The sequence below is a fragment of the Rhizobium sp. CB2179 genome, from assembly GCF_057653455.1.
The window spans coordinates 2775547-2792346 of record NZ_CM172781.1 but is presented as its reverse complement, the minus strand read 5'-3'; the positions used below and the strand labels follow the sequence as shown (position 1 = coordinate 2792346).

The window sequence follows — 16800 nt, the reverse complement described above, 5'->3', positions numbered from 1 at the left end:
GCGAGGTACGAAAAACAATTAGCGGTGTTCGGGAAGAGGCGGAATCATACTTAGGTATGTCGGTATGCGCCGTTGGTCCAATCCGGCCGGTCCGTTAGCTGGACGTCGTCCGAATACGGCACCTTAAACGCAAATGCCGCTCCTTTTGCGGAACTGCTGACGAGGTCTATCGAGCCACCGTGCGCTTGGAGGATCGTCCGAGAGATTGCGAGTCCCATTCCCATTCCGGTTTCCTTGGTCGTAAAAAATACGTCGAAAAGCCTTTGGGAATTATCGCCCACTCCTGGCCCCGTGTCTTCCACGAGAACCGTCACATGGCTGTTGTCAAACGAGGAGCGGACGCGGATAACGCGTTGTCCCGCGCTGCCCGCCAAAGCCTGGGCAGCATTGATAAGAAGGTTGATGAGGACCTGTTGCAACTGGACCCGGTCGGCGGTGACGGCGGGACAATTGCCATCGAGGCTCGTCTCGATATCCGCCCCAAAATTCACGACCTGGCGGTGCACGATAAGCAGGGTGTCTTCGATCATCCGGTTGATATCGAAACGGGTTCTCTGGGGACCTGTTTTAAACGCGAGGTCTCGCGTCCGGGCAATGACTTCGGAAGCGCGGAGGCTCTCCGAAACCATACGCGCGATGGCCGCCCGGGCCTCCTCGAGATTTGGTTCTTCTTTCGCAAGCCACCGCAATGCGCCGCTGCCATCTGCTGCGATTGCCGCAAGGGGTTGGTTCACTTCGTGTGCGATAGAAGCCATCAGTTCGCCGAGCAGCGCCACCCGGCCCGCGTGGGCGAGCTCCGATTGCGCCTGGGCCAATTGCTGCTCTTTGGCAACTCGTGCGCGGATGTCCGTGGTCCCGATGGTGATTGTCGTGGCGTCAGGGTCCTTCTTCACGAAAGCACAGGTCAGTAGAACGTCCAGCCTCTCGCCTGTCGCCGTCCGCATGGCCGTTTCGACCTCGAAGAATTCTTGTCCACTCAGCAAGGCGTAAAGCAGTTGTGCGAAAGCCTGCAGGCTCTCGTCTGGCCACCAGACGCCGAATGGTTTGCCCATCGCTACCGTCACGTCGACGTCGAAAAGCTGACAGGCCTTTTGGTTCAGGTGGACCACGGGTAGCTCTTCAAGCAGTTGCCGCACGAAGTGGGGATCGGTTCGTGCGGTGTTAGCCAGAGCATCGGCATTGGTAATGGAATGGTTCGCCAGCAGAGTCAGCAGGGAAGAATAGTCCACCACCCAGAAGCCTGCCGCTGTTCCGTCAAACACGCTGTGATACCGCTGATGAAGGATGGCAACATCAAACGTCAAGATATAGAGGCCCTCGAACCCGCCAACCCCTATTTTGGGCGTGTAGGTCACGGCCGCATCACGAAAGGAACCGTTCCGCATCGGTACGGGAATTTCAAAATAGGATGTTTCGCCGCGGCGTGCTCGCGAGAGATGAGGAGCTCTGGCAGCAAAGTCCTGTTCGCCGATGATGTCGCGGAGATGTCTTCCTATCATCTCGTGCGGCGAACTGCGGTACCAGCTGTGGTGATATTCGTTGGCAAAACGGCATATCAGGTCGCCGTCAAAGAACGCCAAGATGCCCGGCACCGCGTCCACCATTTCCCGAAGGTCGATCGTTAGCGGGATGCGCTCAGGCCGCTCATCGGGCGTCGCGTTCATTAGGACTTCCAATCGGGTGGGTATCATCTGCGTTCAACGTGATTTCGTCTATACCGGAAGGAGCGGCGTTCGATCAACGTCCCAGCGATCGCCTAAAGCGTGATCTCTTCTTGTGCCCGGTCAGCTATCGCCCGAAGTTCCGGCATGAGTTTCGATCCTACCAAGCTGAAGCCGATCCCGTTGCGAGCCCATGTCCAGCTACCCAGGCCGTCCTGCAGGTTATCTTTCATGGTGCTTTCTTTGTCGGTGGCCATCTTCCGGCCAAGCATGACGAGCCGGCTGCCTTTGTCATCGTCATACATCAACATGACGGCAGGGCCATGCACGGTGGGAACGGTGCGCCCGCCCATCAGTCGGTACCCAATCTTTGTTAGGTCGGGCACCGCGTCCGACATTCCGATCGTTGCGCGCGTCATCTCTCTCAGGGCTTCGCCGTCGGCAACGCGGACTTCGACCGGCCGGACTTTGTCGGCGGCGAATGTTCGGTAGGAAGCGGTAGCCTCCGCCGCGAGTGCCGCCACACCCTCGGTAGGCCCGCCATAGATGCCTCTCGAGATCCATCCGCCACCAGCGCCCACTGCCAAAAAAATGACCGCTGCCGCCGCGTAGCGCCATTTCGGGGTACCGCTGTTTTCACGCGCGTTCGGCATCATGTGCCGTAAGTTAAGGCGGACCGGGATGGCTTCCTTAGCGATCGGATCAAGCGCCGAGCGCAAGGCGGAACTCTGATTTCTGTATGCCGTCACGCGCGCCATAGCTTCGCGGTTTGACTGGAGGTATGACTCAACCTGTTCCCGGCGTTGTTCATCGAGAGCATCGTCGACGTAGGCGTGCAGGTCGTCTTCGGTTATCGGTTTCATTATTTGACCACCCTTATGAGGTTCGGACGATGTGCGACGCTTGGCGGCTTCTCCAACAGATTTCGGAGTTTTTCGCGAGCGCGCGCCAGTCGTGACATCACGGTTCCGACGGGTACTCCCAATACATCAGCAGCCTCGGCATACGTAAGGCCTTCGACCGAAACGAGGAGCAGGACGCACCGATGTTCTTCGGCCAGCGCATCCATCGCTGCGAGGACTTCCTTTCCATACAGGGCTTCATCCTGACTCGCTTGTTGTGTCTGGAAGTCGTCCGGAAGGTCTGCAAGCTGGACGGTCCTACCCCAGAGGCTGCGACGCCGGAGGCGGTTGACTGCCACGTTGTGCAGAATTGCGAAAACCCAACTTCGAGGATTGTCTGCTCGACGTCTGCTCCAGTTCGCTACGGCCTTCTCGAGGCAATCCTGAACCACGTCGTCAGCCGTTTCCAGATCACCGCAGAGGCTTCGCGCATAACGCCTCAACGCGGGGATCATCGGCTCGATCTGGCTTATCATGTCATCCATTGCAGTCGCCTTTGTTGTCAGGGCCGCCCCGTAAAGGGCGGCCCGAGACCTCAGTCCCGCTGCACCTGGATGACAGCTCCCGGCTTTCCGTCTGCCGAAGCCGCGACTACCAGATAGCGGCGCTCTGATTTATGTCGCGGCTCGACGATCTGACGGATCGGGCCGACGGCATTGACGATTGCGGAGCCGGCAGGGTTGGTCATGAAGTTCGAGAGCCCTTCAAGAGTACCGGATCCATCAGGCTTGTCGGACAGGGCAAGAACGTAGGGCTTCTTGGGATCGAGGCCAGTCACCGAAGCCTGTAGTACCTGGGTGAGCCCTTGGTCAAACAGGGTCACGCTCGTGGCAGACTTGTCCGTCTTGCTTCCGAGATTCAGGTGCGTTGCCTGTCCTGCACTTCCCAGTGGAACCAGGTTCGCCAGGCCATTGCCGGTCGTGACAGCGCCAGGGACATAGGCGACCGCCTGTGGTGCCCGCCCGATTGGAATGTTGGCGATCACCTTGTTCGTCAGGGTGTCGATGGCGGCAAAGGCGTCGGCGTTTTCAAGCCCGACGTAGACGCGGGTACCGTCGCCAGATGGCCAAATACCGTGCGGAAGATTACCCACGGGGATCGTAGCGACCAGTTCGAACGTGTCGGTACGGAAAACCTTCACTTGATTGAGCCCGCCGACGGTCACATAGGCGAAGCTGCCGTTCTTGTTGGCGACCAGGTTCACGTGGTTGGTAATTGGCCCGGTGTCGATTGTCTTGATGATATCGAATGGTGCTTGTGCGTTGAAGACCTGGGTTTTACCGACGTCCTTCAAGGTGAACCAAACCTGCTTTCCGTCCGGTGATGCCGCGATATTCGGGCAGAACGGGCTTGCCTGCTTTACATGGCCGACGATCTGGTGATCTGCGATCGATATGACTACCGTGTCCGGATTGAAGGAAGAGCAGACGTAGCCGAGCTTGCCGTCGGGAGAGAAAATCTGCATCCCAGGTCCCGCGGGCACCCTGATCCTGGTCTTTTCCTCGAAGCTGTTGGTGTCGATAACGGAGATGTAGTCTTCCCCGCGAACGGTAACCCAGACTTCCTTGCCGTCGGGAGTAAAGAAGGCTTCGTGGGGTGAGCGGCCAACATACGTGGTGTGCTTGACCGAGTTGGTTTCGGTGTCAATGAACGTCACCGAGTTCGAACCGATCGACACGACTGCCAGCGTCTTATGGTCGGGAGAGAAACCCATGCCGTGAACCAAGACCTGGCCCTTGTAGAGCGGGCTGAGGTTGCCTGGCTGGGGATCGCCGAGCTTGATAACGCCAAGCAGCTTATTGTCGACGGGGTCGGTGACCGACACCGTATTGGAGAACTGTTCGGCGGCGTAGACACGGTCACTGTGGCTGATCGGAACGTCGGGGTCAGCGCTTGAAGCCGGAGCCTGTCCGGCAAATGCGCCGAGGGACGTGCCGGCAAGCAGGATTGCCGCGATCGTAATGCGCTTCATCATTTTCTAGCCTTTCGATTACATTTTCATATTGGGGTCCATGCCGTGCATGGATGCCGCCGGGGATTCAGCCGGGACCTGTGTGGGTGCGGCGGCGGAAGGGGGAAGGGGATCGCCCAGCGCGAGCTTCATCGCAGCGATCTCCTGTTGTTGATCGACGATTATCTCTTGCGCGATGCGCTTGAGCTGTTCGTTCGTGCCGTACTTGAGAACAGCCAAAGCCATCTCAATCGCGCCCTGGTGGTGCGGGGTCATCATCGCCACGAAGTCGCGGTCGACATCACCGCTCGGTGCGACCTCCATATTCCGCATCATCTTGATCATCGCGGCGTCGTTTTCAGCAAGATATGCGGTTTCAGGAGTGCTTTGAGGTCCTGCAACATCCGCGTGGGAATGCTCGGCGGGATCATGTGCCATCGCTGACAGGCTGGTGCTAAAGAGCCCGGCCGCACACAGAAGGGCGATGACAGAGGGTTTCGGCGGTTTCATTGTGAATTCTCCAGGTAGGATTTCAGTGAGGGTCGAGGAGGCTGAAGATGGCCACGGTCGCGATCGCCGTCATGCCGAGGGCGACTTCCGCCACGGTCGTGCGAGCCAGCAAGGCGAGGGAGGTTGGCGATCCGCGCTTCCAGGACGGCACCAGCCAGTATCGGTTCGCCACAGCGACGGCCGCCATTGTGCCGACCAACCCGATCTTCAGTAGAACCGCGAAATCATAGGAGCTCGAGGCCGAAGCGGGAGAACGGCCGGTTATGGCCCACGAAGTCGCCAGGCCGAAGGCCAAGGCTCCGGCAACCGCTATATGCCCCAGCTCCGAAAATCTCCGCAACGCGGCCATCGACTGCTGTCTCAATGATCCTTGAACCTCGCGAAGCGTGAGGAAGAACGGTAGGAGCGCACCTAGCCAGGCACAGCCGCAGAGGATGTGAGCGGACTGGATGAGACGCTCACCGAACGTTTCGTCAGTTCCGTGTCCGGAAAAAGCGAGTTGACAGAGCATCAGTCCGGCTATCGCAAGGGTCGTTCTCGGCGACGACAGCCAGGTGGCGGTAGCAAGCAAAGTGGCGAAGAGCGCCTGAAGAAGCATCTGGTGACCCACGGATGTCTGGCTCAGAAGCTCCTGGATTAGATCCGGATCGACCGACCCAATACCCGCTGCGATCGAGGCCGCCGACAGGGGGATGGTGGCAACCGCAGTAATGGCAACGACGATCACCGCGGTCCAGGTTGCGGGTTTCATCGCCTTGGCAAGTGAACCGGAGAGCGGTGCAGGAGCAACGAATTCGATGTATCCTCCACCTCCCCACAGCAGGGCCAGCGCCGTATCGTGTAGGAACTTGTTGCCTGCCAGGAGTGCGACGTCGTTCACGGCGACACCGTGAAGCCGAATTCGCCTGAGACGGGATGTCCGTCCTCAGAAAGCGCCTTCCATTCGATCCGATATTCGCCAGCACTAAGCGGCGCGGGCACGGACGCGGATATCTTATGCCGGTCGCCGTCATCGGTTTCTCGAGCCACGGTTATCGCGGCTTCCTGCGCGTTGAATAATTTGAAATCCGACAATTGAGGTTCGATGCTCTCCGTGAACCGGATCTCGATCCTTTCGGGAGAGACGCTCAATCTGGCACCCGCCGCGGGAACGGTACTCTCGACGCGAGCGTGCGCCCAAACTGGAAGAGCCAGGCCGACTAAGCAGCAAAATGACAGCGTGAGGTTCAGAAGGCGGAATTGCATCAGGGCGGTTCCTGCGATGGATCGGTTTTGAAGACGTAGACACCGCCGACCAGAAATTATTCCGCGCTGATTCAGAAAAATCGTACGCCTCGGGGTGCGGTCCGTCGGAACGCAAAACTGAACTTAATTCTCGTCCGCGCAACCATACGGAGGTATAAGTCGGCCATACCCCGGTTATGTTGGAAATCGGTTCGAGATCGGCGATATCGCGGATCCCCCAAGCTCGGCTGCCAGCGGCCGTCCTGCGTGGGTTCAGATCCAGCAGATGAAATCAGGGAAAAGGCATGCCAACCCCAATAATAGTTTTCGTCGTCCTCGCCTTTATCTGGCGGATATCAAGTGTCGTCATTTCATCCAGAAACGAGAAGGCGCTCAAAAAAGCCGGAGGACGGGAAGTCGGCGCTGCAAACAGCATTTTCCTGGCATTGGCGCACGTTGTCTATTACATCGCCGCCACCGTCGAAGGGGCCTACAATCATGAATTCAACTGGAGCGTCGCCGCGGTCGGGATCGTTGTCTACTTGCTGGCCGCAATCGCGCTCGTTTCGGTCGTGACCACGCTAGGGCCGCTCTGGACTGTCAAAATCATCATCAATCAGCGGCATCCTTTCATCAGGAAGGGGCTCTTCGCGCGCTTCCGCCACCCGAATTATTTCGTGAGCATAGTGGCGGAATTGGTAGGCTTTGCCCTTTCGGTAAATGCATACTGGACGCTGATCCTCGGATTGCCGCTCTACTTCATCCCGCTAGTAATCCGCGTTCGTCAGGAAGAGGCTGCGATGGCCGAGGCAGTTCCCGGGTACAAATGAACGTTGGACGTCGACCTGTTCCACAGGGGCATCTCTGAAACGAGGTCCGCCGCACTACCGGACGGCGCTCGGAAAACGCACATCCACAATCGAAGTCCGCGGTTGAGCGGTCACAACGGTTGGAAGGCATGTGATGTTAGGACATCTCCAGAAGAGAGTCGCCCTCGTGACGGGCGGTGACAGAGGCATAGGGGCTGCTATCGTACGGAGACTGGTCGATGACGGGGCCAGGGTGGCTTTCACGTATTCGAAGTCTAAGGACAGTGCCATCGCGCTTGAACAGGAACTCCGTATGCTCGGAGCAGAGGTGCTGGCCATTGAAGCCGACAACAGCGAAATCGAGCAACTTGGGCGCGCCATCGTCGAGGTGCATGCGAGGTTCGGACGGCTCGACATCCTTGTCAACAACGCAGGAATTGCCATCGGCGGTGTCGTAGGCCAGGTGGGAATGGAGGACTTCGACAAACAGTTCTCGATTAACGTCCGCAGCCTTTTCTACGCCTCCCAGGAAGCTTCACATGCGATGAGCGAGGGTTCGCGCATTATCAACATCGGTAGTGTCGTTGCCGAGCGCGCCGGTTTCCCTGGCTATTCGATATACGCCGCGTCGAAGGCTGCGGTCGCAGCCCTCACCAGGGGCCTTGCGCGAGATCTGGCTCCTCGTGGTATCACCGTGAACACCGTGCAGCCGGGACCGGTTGTAAGTTCGATGACTGACGGTTTGGAAGACCTTGTGAAACCGTTCGTCCCATTGGGGCGGCTCGGCCGGGGATCAGAAATCGCATCGCTTGTCTCGTACCTCGCAGGTCCGGAATCTTCATTTATCACTGGGGCCGCGATTACCGCGGACGGTGGATTTCTCGCCTGACAACGGCAAGGTACGCGTCCTCGAGCGGCGACCAGGAAACGGTGCAGGCTGGCGGGTTTGCACCGGCTCAACGGAGGGCGTTGTACGCCCGCCGCTTGAGCGTCACCGCCGCACAAGAAAAATTTTGTTGGCGTCTAATGCCCCGCTGATCGCGGCCCGTCCGAAATGCGACGGGTGCTGATCCTGGAACTGGCGAATTGCTGCGGCCGGCACATCATGACCGATACCCTTTCTCTCCGTCATACCCACGTATGATTGTAACTGTGCCAAATTCTGGCAGTCTTCACGCAATCTTTGAACGAGGCGTCGCGTGCTGAGAGATCCGGTCTTCATTCGGCCGGAAGCTGTTGCATTCGTTCATAAGTTTTTTCGATTGCGAAAGCTAAATCAGATGCCTCAGGATTTCGATGCTTCGGCGAAGCGGCAAGGTGTGCTCGCGGTTTGCGAGACATCGGATCAAGCTCGCCTAAACCTCAGAGAATATCTTGTCCCAAGGAGTCACGGGAGGGAAGACGTCGGTCAGAAAGGCGACGAACGCTTTGACGGTGGGGTTTCCGCGGCGGCTCTCAGGCCAGAGCGCAGTGATGTTGGAGCGGTCGATGGCGTAATCCTTGAGAACGGGGACAAGTTCGCCCCGTTTCAGGAATGGAGCGGCGATGTAGGTCGGCGAAATGCCGATCCCGCCGCCAGCGACCAAGATGGCTGCGACCGCATCGCTGTTGTCCACCACGATCGTCGAGTTGGGCACGATTTCGAGGACCCGCTCTCCCACCTTGAAGGGCCAGCGCAACGTCTGACCGGAGCTTTGGTACCGAAAGTTGACGCAGTCGTGCTGGACCAGGTCTTCAGGCCGCTGGGGTTCTCCGCGACGCGCGATGTAGTCCGGAGATGCGAACGCGCAAATTCTGTTCGGGGCGAGCTTGCGCGCGATGAGCCTCGAGTCGGCCGGCTCGCCGACGCGAATTGCGATATCGATGCCTTCTTCGATCAGGTCCGTGAACCGGTCACCGAGTCGGAGATCGACGGTCACTTTCGGAAACAGCTCCCGAAAGCGGGGCAGCGCGGGCGCTATCAGATGAACTCCGATCGGCAGCGGCGCGGTCACTTTGATCATCCCGGCAGGCTCCGCCCTGGCCGCCACCGCGGCCTGTTCGATTTCCTCGGCTTCCCTGAGAAGACGCAAAGCCCTCTCGTGAAGGTCACGACCTTCGGGCGTCAGAGTGAGCGAGCGGGTCGTTCGGGTGAAAAGACTGATACCGAGATGCTCCTCCAATCTCTGGACGCTTTTACTGATCGCGGACGGCGACACCGACAGCGACCTAGCTGCCGCCGTGTAGCTTCCTAAAGACGCGGATCTCGCAAACGCAATGATCCCGGTCAGCCTGTCAATTCCGATTTGTTCCGTCATGGAACTATTAAAGCGAATTCCCGCGTCATTATCAATCCAAGAAAACCGATCTACCTATTACCCATCGGCGCTGGACTACGACCGGCCCGCCAACAAGGAGAGAAGAAATGAACCAGACAGTAGCAATCAGTGCCGAGTCAGTCAGCGGCTCGCTCGAAGGAAAGAACGTTGTGATTTTCGGCGGTACGTCCGGAATCGGCCTTTCGGCCGCTATCCAAGCGAAGGCCGCAGGCGCACATGTCACCGTTATTGGCAACGACCGCCAGCGCGCTCAGCAGGCGGCTTCGGAAAATGGCTTGGACGACTGGCGCGCCGCGGATGTCACCAATCCGGAGACCATCACGGAATCCGTGTCGACCCTCGACCGCGTCGATCACCTCGTTCTGCTTGCCGGAACGTTCGTAGCGGGAAAGGTACTTGAGGCCGACGTCTCTTATTTGCGTCGTGCTTTCGACGAGCGTATCTGGGCTGCCGTTCACACCCTTCGTGCACTTGGCGAAAAGCTCGCCCCGGACGCATCTGTCACGCTTATCTCGGGTGCCTTGGCTGACCGTCCGAATGCCTATGGCGTTGCTGTTCTCGCTGCCGCCTCCGCAGCGATGGAAGCCTTTGGACGCGGCCTCGCCATGGAACTAGCACCACGCCGTGTGAACACGCTGTCTCCTGGTCCGATCGATACCCCGATCCTCTCCAAGGCTCTCGGTGATGGCCGTGACTCCTACGTTGCCTCGCTCAAGCAGACGTTGCCGCTTCACCGCCTGGGCACCGCGGAGGAAGCCGGGGCTGCCGTCGTCTTCCTCATGACCAATGGCTTCATGAACGGTGCAGTCCTCAACATCGACGGAGGTTCGCGTCTCGTTTGAGGCGCGTCCCACACCCAGCAGAGGACTAGGTAATGACCAGCCTTTTCGACCCCATCCAGCTCGGCGCGATCAAAGCTCCGAACCGAATTTTCATGGCTCCGATGACCCGCGCGCGGGGAACGAGAGAACATATCCCTACACCAATCATGGTCGAGTACTATGCACAGCGTGCATCGGCAGGCCTCATCATCAGCGAAGCCATCGGCATAAACCAGCTGGGGCTTGGCTGGCCATACGCCACGGGCCTGTGGCTGCCTGAGCAGGTCGCCGGCTGGAGGAAAATCACGGACGCAGTCCACGAGAACGGCGGCCGGATCATCGCGCAATTATGGCAAATGGGCCGGGTGGTCCACTCCAGCTTCCTTGACGGCGGCCAGGCGGTTTCAGCGTCGGCGACGACAGCTCCTAGCCAGGCACATACGTACGACGGCAAGAAACCTTACGAGGAAGCGCGTGCTTTGAGCGTCGACGAAATCGCGGAGATCGTCCAGCATTTCCGCGATGGCGCGAAAAACGCGATGGAGGCAGGTTTCGACGGTGTTCAGCTACACGCCGCGAACGGATACCTCATTGACCAGTTCCTAAGGGACAGCTCAAACTTCCGTGACGACCAGTACGGTGGATCGATCGAAAACAGGATCAGGTTTCTAAACGAGACGACCCAGGCGGTCGCCGACACCATTGGGGCTGACCGGACTGGCGTTCGTCTGTCTCCGAATGGGGAAACGCAGGGCGTAAGAGACAGCGATCCACTTCCGGTGTTCATCGCTGCTGCCGAGGCTTTGTCCAGCATCGGTATTGCGCATCTCGAACTCCGCGAACCTCCGCTCGATGGTACCTTCGGTGTCGGCGAAATGGATCCCTTGGCTTCGAAGCTTCGGAACGCCTTCAAGGGCCCCCTGATTTTGAATTCCGACTTCGACATGCGACGCGCCGAGGCAGAGCTCAGGGGCGGGATCGGAGACGCAGTGGCCTTCGGCCGTCCGTTCATCTCGAACCCGGATCTGCCGTATCGTCTCCAAAACGATATCTCTCTCTCCGCCGATGACGCCGATACCTGGTTCACGCAGGGGAAAGAGGGCTACGTCGACTATCCCGCGGCCGACGTTCAAGTAGCCAGGCGCGCTTGAGGAGAAGAAGATGAGCACCGTTGCGGAGTCGGCGCGACTTCACCTCCCAACCTCTTGGTTGGGGGTGTCTTCCCTCGCAGTAGGATCATTCGCTCTCGTGACATCCGAGTTCCTTCCTCTCGGACTGCTTCCCGATATCGCGCGTAGTCTGGGCATCACGACGGGGCAGGCGGGTCTTCTGATGACAATGCCCGGCCTTGCTGCGGCGGCTGCTGCGCCACTCAGCATAGCCCTCGCCGGTCGCGTTGACCGGCGGCGCGTTCTTCTCGTTTTGTTGGTTGCTTTGGCTGTTTCGAACGTCCTGGCAGCAACTGCTACTAATCTTGTCCAGATGTTGGCAGGACGTTTTCTGCTCGGTGTCGCGGTCGGCTCGTTCTGGACAATCGCGGGCTCCCTTGGGCCGCGTCTGAGGTCGGGTAAGGAAGGGGTGAAGGCGAACGCGATCATCTTGTCGGGTATCTCGTTTGGTACCGTCGCAGGCGTGCCCGCCGGCGCGCTGATGGGTGACTTGTACGGCTGGCGCATGTCGTTTTGGGCCGGAGGTGTCCTGGCAGCCATATCGATCGGGGCGGTCGCGATCTTGTTGCCGGCGCTTCCGTCGCAGAACCGAAGAGGCGTAAGGGGAATGTCCGCGCTACTTCTGCGGCGCAAGGCACGTGTCGGTCTGATGGCGGTCTTGACTATCTTCATCGGGCACTTCGCGGCCTACACGTTCGTGACGCCGTTTTTAAACGAGCGGTCGGGGATTTCCGGGCCGTTCCTAAGCTCGCTGCTGCTGGCCAACGGGATCGCGGGTTTCGCGGGCAATATCCTGGGAGGGTGGATATCGAGCAAAAAGATACGGTTGTCGGTCATCGTCGCCTCTGCGCTACTCGGCGGGTCGGCGTTGCTGCTCATGGTTTTCGGTGAGCATCCGGTAGCCGCTGCAATAGCCGTCGTGTTTTGGGGGCTTGGCTTCGGCATGGTGCCGATCGCTATGCAGTCTTTCCTTCAGAACGCAGCAACGGACGCTATCGAAGATATGCAGGCGATGTTCGTATCGGTCGGGCAGATCGCCATTGGAATGGGCGCTTTCGTTGGAGGCGCTATCGTAGACGGGACAGGCCTTGGCGGCGCGCTGTTGTTCGGTAGCCTCGCCGCGGGTTCGACAATCCTGCTCATGCTGATGCCGTCGGCGAGCTCTCGCTGACGCTACCATATACAAAACGGACTTCGAAAAGGGCGCTCCTCTCCTTGGTGCTCTGGAAGAGGTCCTGCCAGGCGCGGCCGCCCCGAAAGGACGGTCGCGCCTTTCAAGAACGAGCGGAACCTTCGTGGTCGCGGTTACCACCAAAATGGAGTAGGCCCCCGCCTCCAAAGCTGCGCCGCGAAGAAGCCTTGCCGCCCTCATACCCATGTATAGTTCCTTCAAACGGGCAGACGTGTCACGTTTTGACCATGCCGCATTCGCGACTGCTGCGTAAGACAAAGAGGTTTCGACATGTCCAAGAAGCGCCCTGAGGGTATCCGTGATTACAACGCGCCTGCGGGAGGTTGGGGTGCACTGGAGGCAGTTGCGAGGACGCTCAAGGATCAGCAGGTTATCACTCAGGGGGCAGCAACCCTTTTGAAGGCAAACCAACCCGATGGATTTGATTGTCCTGGATGCGCTTGGCCTGATCCCAAGCACACCTCGTCATTTGAATTCTGTGAAAACGGGGCGAAGGCAATCACCTGGGAATCCACGGCTAAACGTGCGGGGCCTGAATTCTTTTCGCGCCACCAGGTCGCCGAACTCTGGAAGTGGAGCGATCACGACCTCGAGGACGCGGGGCGGCTTTCGTTTCCTTTGATCTATAATCCCGCTGATGACCGCTACGAGGTCATCGAATGGGCTGTTGCTTTCAAAATCGTCGGGGAAGAGCTCAACAAACTCGCTAGTCCGGACCAGGCCGAGTTCTACACGTCCGGACGCTCGTCCAACGAAGCCGCCTTCCTTTATCAGCTTTTCGTGAGAGCGTTCGGAACGAATAATTTTCCAGACTGCTCTAACATGTGTCATGAGGCGACTTCGGTCGGTCTACCGATGTCGATCGGTGTCGGCAAAGGCACCGTAACGCTGGAAGACTTCGACCATTGCGATGCTATCTTCAGCTTCGGGCATAATCCCGGCACAAACCATCCGCGGATGATGACCACGCTCCACGATGCGTCTCGGCGTGGCTGCCCAATCCTCGTCTTCAACCCGCTCAAAGAGCGTGCGCTGGAACGTTTCGCGGCTCCGCAGAACCCCGTCGAGATGGCGACGTTCAGCTCGACCGAGATCGCTTCCTCCTATTATCAGGTTCGATGCGGCGGTGACCTCGCCGCAATCAAAGGGCTCATGAAAGCCGTGTTCGAGCGCGATACGGCGGACATTGCAGCCGGCGGTTCTGGCGTCCTCGACCGGGAATTCATCGCGGAGCACACTCAAGGGCTGGCCACCCTGAGGGCGGATATCGATGACACGACGTGGGATCATATCGTGGAGGTGTCGGGTCTTGCCAAGGCAGACATCGAGGCCGCCGCAGAAGTCTACGTACGCGCAAAGAGGGTCATCCTTTGTTACGGCATGGGTATTACACAGCATAGCAACGGCACTGCAAACGTGCAGCAGCTAGCAAACTTCTTGATGCTGAGGGGAAACATCGGACGCGAGGGGGCTGGTATCTGCCCGTTGCGCGGACACTCGAACGTGCAGGGCGATCGGACCGTCGGCATCACCGAAATCCCGAGTAAGGCTCTGATCGACGGTATCGAACGAGCCTTTGGTTTCCGTCCCAAGCAAGACAAGGGTCACAATGCAGTCGAGACGGTGAAGGCTATTTCCGAAGGCCATTCGAAGGCTCTGATTTGTCTAGGCGGTAACCTCGCCGTCGCTATCTCCGATCCGGACTACGTCTTCGCTGGCATGAGAAAGCTGGATCTCGCAGTCCACATCGCGACCAAGCTCAATCGATCCCACCTGTTGACCGGAAAGACAACCATCATCCTTCCCTGTCTCGGACGCACCGACGTGGATATCCAGGCCTCCGGCGTGCAGTCCGTTACCGTCGAAGATTCAATGTCGATGGTGCACGCTTCCCGCGGCTTCCTGAAACCGCCAAGCGATGTTGTCAAATCCGAGCCGGCAATCGTCGCAGGGATCGCAAAAGCGACGCTCGGCGACCGCTATGGAATCGACTGGGATGGAATGATTGCCAATTACGACCGTATACGCGAGAAGATCGAGAGCGTGTTCCCGACCTTCTTCGATTTCAACACCCGCGTTCGACAGCCGGGCGGATTCAGGCTCGAGGTAGGAGCGTCGGAGCGTGTCTGGAACACACAGAGCGGGAAGGCCCAGTTCCTCATCGCTCCCGGCCTGGATGAAGACCCCGTTCTCGCCGACAGGGACCTCCTCGTGCTGACCACGCTCCGCAGCCACGGCCAATACAACACCACCGTCTACAACCTCGATGATCGTTACCGGGGCGTGTTCGGCCGTCGAGACGTGTTGTTCATGAACAAGGACGACCTCGCCGCGCGCGGTCTCGCAGAAGGCGACAGGCTTCTTATTGAAGCGGCCATCGGTGAGGATGGTGAACGAAAAGTCGCTGGTTTCACCGCTGTCGAATATCCAATCCCACGCGGATCTGTCGCCGGGTACTACCCCGAACTCAATGTTGTTATCCCGCTGTCCTTCTTCGACAAGCTTTCGGGGACGCCAGCATACAAGGGCGTCCCGGTGAAAGTATCCGGGGAGCCACGGGGATCTGAAACGGCGGCTGCCTGATAGGTATGGAGAGGGCGACCCGCATATCCGCCAAACCGCTCGCCCGCAAAGGCGGCGTCACGACCACCGTCCCACGCATGGTTCCCGAAGAGGTGCCCATCGCGTTCTCCTATGGCGGCAGCACCCATGCGGTCATGATGGGAACTCCTGCCGATCTTGTCGACTTCGCTGTCGGTTTCAGCATCACCGAGGGCATCATCACCGACCGCAGCCAGATCTCGGATATCGAATTGCTCGAGGCTGAGATGGGTATCGATGTTCAGGTAACGCTCGTCGACGATGTCGAAGAGGCGCTGAGGAAACGCCGGCGCAGCATGGCCGGACCCGTCGGCTGCGGCCTTTGCGGTATCGAGTCGATCGAGCAGGCCGTAAGGGAAGTGGCAGATGTTTCGACCGTTCGTCTGGCGCTGTCACATGACGATATTGTTCGTGCAGTTTCCTTACTGAACGAGAGCCAGCCGTTGTTTCGCGATACCCGCGCGGTTCACGGCGCGGGCTTCTACATACCTGGTAGAGGCCTTCTAGCAGTTCGCGAGGATGTCGGTCGGCACAACGCCCTCGACAAGCTTTGCGGCGCGGTCGTCAGAGCCGAGGAACCGGGGGCATCAGGGGCAGTCGTTGTGACCAGCCGCTTGTCAGTCGAAATGGTTCAGAAGGCGGCGATTCTCGGCGCTAGCGTTTTAATTGCGATTTCAGCGCCGACGGCACTCGCCATCCGCACCGCGGAAGCAGCCGGTATGACGCTAGTCGCCCTCGTGCGGGGTGAGGACTTCGAAATCTTCACGCACCCTCACCGATTTTCGCTCGGGGAGCCACACCGCTTTTAGTTAGTCACAGTGTCTCCAACTGAACGGGGCTGTGCGACGATTTTGACCTGCCGCGGTGGACGATGGCGAACCAATTCCATCTTTTCTGTCAAGCACTCGGTCGGCGGGTGGGATGTCGACGTTCCGAATAGGTGTAACAGGCGGGAGGCGGCTGTATGTTTGCCGGAAGCTTTGCTCCGCATGGCTGCTGCGACCGCGATAGCGAACCCTGTTGCGGTTGACGATTTGCACCGAATGCCACAATTTGCAATGGCGCTAACTCTCATGGCTTTTCGCAAATAGGCGAGACGGCTCTGGCTTAATATCGGTTCGCGGCGAATGTTATAAAGATGTCCTACATTTCCGAAGGCGATGACCGATGACCGAGACAAAAGCTGCAACGCTCCACATTCACAGAACCATGGATATCAGTACTAGGCGCTCCGCTAAAGGACAGTCGGCAGACGGCGATTATTCAACGACCTCGAAGCTGAAGAAAGCTGGCGGATCGTTGGTATTAACGGTTCCTGCCGCGGCAAGAGACATCCTGGGTCTCACCGAAGGTCAGGAAATGCTCGTCTCGGTGAGAGGAGGGAAGGTCATTGCAGAGCCCCTTTGCGTGGCGTCGAAACCCTTTAAGGTCCGTCAGCCCAAATACACCCTTGATGAACTGCTAGAGGGGTATGAGTTCGACGTGGGGCTTTCGGCGGAGGAGAGAGCGTGGATGTACGCTACTCCCGTAGGAAATGAAGTTTGGTAGGCTCAATATTCTGGAGAAGTTGGTGGCGCGACATGCGCCCATCTGTAGACGGCACCTAGTCGACCATTGGCGGCCTGGGCTCCGAAAACCTTTC

Annotated in this window: 16 protein-coding genes; 8 read left to right on the top strand and 8 right to left on the bottom strand. The window is 58.7% G+C overall.

From position 1 onward, the window contains the following. Positions 1-50: 50 nt before the first annotated feature. From AC244Q_RS14040 to AC244Q_RS14010, 7 genes are all read right to left on the bottom strand, one after another. Entirely contained in the window at positions 51-1664 is a 1614-nt protein-coding gene (locus tag AC244Q_RS14040; protein ID WP_164902291.1) for a PAS domain-containing sensor histidine kinase, read from the bottom strand. A 92-nt stretch (positions 1665-1756) separates the two neighbouring features. Further along, positions 1757-2524 carry an anti-sigma factor family protein gene (locus tag AC244Q_RS14035; RefSeq protein WP_128406199.1) on the bottom strand — a complete coding sequence of 256 codons (768 nt, stop codon included), beginning with the start codon at positions 2522-2524 and terminating at the stop codon, positions 1757-1759. Then, entirely contained in the window at positions 2524-3048 is a 525-nt protein-coding gene (locus AC244Q_RS14030) for an RNA polymerase sigma factor (RefSeq protein ID WP_128406200.1), read from the bottom strand. Before AC244Q_RS14030 ends, AC244Q_RS14035 begins: the two co-directional genes overlap by 1 nt. Positions 3049-3098: 50 nt before the next feature. Then, on the bottom strand, positions 3099-4535 hold the full coding sequence (locus tag AC244Q_RS14025; protein ID WP_432431717.1) for a YncE family protein: 1437 nt from the start codon (positions 4533-4535) through the stop codon (positions 3099-3101). A gap of 18 nt (positions 4536-4553) precedes the next feature. Further along, positions 4554-5024 carry a DUF305 domain-containing protein gene (locus tag AC244Q_RS14020; protein ID WP_128406202.1) on the bottom strand — a complete coding sequence of 157 codons (471 nt, stop codon included), beginning with the start codon at positions 5022-5024 and terminating at the stop codon, positions 4554-4556. A gap of 22 nt (positions 5025-5046) precedes the next feature. Next, positions 5047-5904 (bottom strand): CopD family protein, encoded by an 858-nt coding sequence (locus AC244Q_RS14015; protein ID WP_128406203.1) that lies wholly within the window; start codon positions 5902-5904, stop codon positions 5047-5049. Further along, on the bottom strand, positions 5901-6269 hold the full coding sequence (locus AC244Q_RS14010; RefSeq protein WP_128406204.1) for a copper resistance CopC family protein: 369 nt from the start codon (positions 6267-6269) through the stop codon (positions 5901-5903). Before AC244Q_RS14010 ends, AC244Q_RS14015 begins: the two co-directional genes overlap by 4 nt. 284 nt (positions 6270-6553) lie before the next feature. Between AC244Q_RS14010 and AC244Q_RS14005 the strand changes: the two genes are divergently transcribed. Then, positions 6554-7078 carry an isoprenylcysteine carboxylmethyltransferase family protein gene (locus AC244Q_RS14005; RefSeq protein ID WP_128406205.1) on the top strand — a complete coding sequence of 175 codons (525 nt, stop codon included), beginning with the start codon at positions 6554-6556 and terminating at the stop codon, positions 7076-7078. 133 nt (positions 7079-7211) lie between these two features. Further along, on the top strand, positions 7212-7946 hold the full coding sequence (locus AC244Q_RS14000; RefSeq protein ID WP_128406206.1) for a 3-oxoacyl-ACP reductase family protein: 735 nt from the start codon (positions 7212-7214) through the stop codon (positions 7944-7946). A gap of 466 nt (positions 7947-8412) precedes the next feature. On the opposite strand, the gene AC244Q_RS13995 is transcribed toward AC244Q_RS14000, so the two are convergent. Then, complete coding sequence (locus tag AC244Q_RS13995; protein WP_128406207.1) at positions 8413-9354, bottom strand: LysR family transcriptional regulator; 942 nt, start codon at positions 9352-9354, stop codon at positions 8413-8415. A 107-nt stretch (positions 9355-9461) separates the two neighbouring features. Between AC244Q_RS13995 and AC244Q_RS13990 the strand changes: the two genes are divergently transcribed. The 6 genes from AC244Q_RS13990 (at position 9462) to AC244Q_RS13965 (ending at position 16706) form a co-directional block, all read left to right on the top strand. Beyond that, positions 9462-10217, top strand: coding sequence for an SDR family oxidoreductase (locus AC244Q_RS13990; RefSeq protein ID WP_206641063.1), 756 nt, complete (start codon positions 9462-9464; stop codon positions 10215-10217). Between the two features lie 32 nt (positions 10218-10249). Continuing rightward, entirely contained in the window at positions 10250-11347 is a 1098-nt protein-coding gene (locus AC244Q_RS13985) for an alkene reductase (RefSeq protein ID WP_128406208.1), read from the top strand. A 97-nt stretch (positions 11348-11444) separates the two neighbouring features. Continuing rightward, the gene (locus AC244Q_RS13980; RefSeq protein ID WP_164902292.1) at positions 11445-12536 is read left to right on the top strand and encodes an MFS transporter; all 1092 of its coding nucleotides are present in this window, start codon (positions 11445-11447) and stop codon (positions 12534-12536) included. Between the two features lie 291 nt (positions 12537-12827). Beyond that, positions 12828-15140, top strand: coding sequence for an FdhF/YdeP family oxidoreductase (locus tag AC244Q_RS13975; RefSeq protein ID WP_128406210.1), 2313 nt, complete (start codon positions 12828-12830; stop codon positions 15138-15140). Positions 15141-15145: 5 nt separating this feature from the next. Continuing rightward, positions 15146-15967, top strand: a complete 822-nt coding sequence (gene fdhD / locus AC244Q_RS13970; protein WP_128406211.1) for a formate dehydrogenase accessory sulfurtransferase FdhD — start codon at positions 15146-15148, stop codon at positions 15965-15967. A 358-nt stretch (positions 15968-16325) separates the two neighbouring features. Continuing rightward, on the top strand, positions 16326-16706 hold the full coding sequence (locus AC244Q_RS13965; protein ID WP_128406212.1) for an AbrB/MazE/SpoVT family DNA-binding domain-containing protein: 381 nt from the start codon (positions 16326-16328) through the stop codon (positions 16704-16706). The last annotated feature ends 94 nt before the right edge of the window (positions 16707-16800 follow it).

Coding starts and splice junctions, on each gene's coding strand:
- AC244Q_RS14010 (WP_128406204.1), bottom strand. CDS start 6,269: ATGCAATTCCGCCTTCTGAACCTCACGCTGTCATTTTGCTGCTTAGTC.
- AC244Q_RS13995 (WP_128406207.1), bottom strand. CDS start 9,354: ATGACGGAACAAATCGGAATTGACAGGCTGACCGGGATCATTGCGTTT.
- AC244Q_RS13975 (WP_128406210.1), top strand. CDS start 12,828: ATGTCCAAGAAGCGCCCTGAGGGTATCCGTGATTACAACGCGCCTGCG.
- AC244Q_RS13985 (WP_128406208.1), top strand. CDS start 10,250: ATGACCAGCCTTTTCGACCCCATCCAGCTCGGCGCGATCAAAGCTCCG.
- AC244Q_RS14040 (WP_164902291.1), bottom strand. CDS start 1,664: ATGAACGCGACGCCCGATGAGCGGCCTGAGCGCATCCCGCTAACGATC.
- AC244Q_RS14005 (WP_128406205.1), top strand. CDS start 6,554: ATGCCAACCCCAATAATAGTTTTCGTCGTCCTCGCCTTTATCTGGCGG.
- AC244Q_RS13990 (WP_206641063.1), top strand. CDS start 9,462: ATGAACCAGACAGTAGCAATCAGTGCCGAGTCAGTCAGCGGCTCGCTC.
- AC244Q_RS14035 (WP_128406199.1), bottom strand. CDS start 2,524: ATGAAACCGATAACCGAAGACGACCTGCACGCCTACGTCGACGATGCT.
- AC244Q_RS14025 (WP_432431717.1), bottom strand. CDS start 4,535: ATGAAGCGCATTACGATCGCGGCAATCCTGCTTGCCGGCACGTCCCTC.
- AC244Q_RS13965 (WP_128406212.1), top strand. CDS start 16,326: ATGACCGAGACAAAAGCTGCAACGCTCCACATTCACAGAACCATGGAT.
- AC244Q_RS14000 (WP_128406206.1), top strand. CDS start 7,212: ATGTTAGGACATCTCCAGAAGAGAGTCGCCCTCGTGACGGGCGGTGAC.
- AC244Q_RS14030 (WP_128406200.1), bottom strand. CDS start 3,048: ATGGATGACATGATAAGCCAGATCGAGCCGATGATCCCCGCGTTGAGG.
- AC244Q_RS14020 (WP_128406202.1), bottom strand. CDS start 5,024: ATGAAACCGCCGAAACCCTCTGTCATCGCCCTTCTGTGTGCGGCCGGG.
- fdhD (WP_128406211.1), top strand. CDS start 15,146: ATGGAGAGGGCGACCCGCATATCCGCCAAACCGCTCGCCCGCAAAGGC.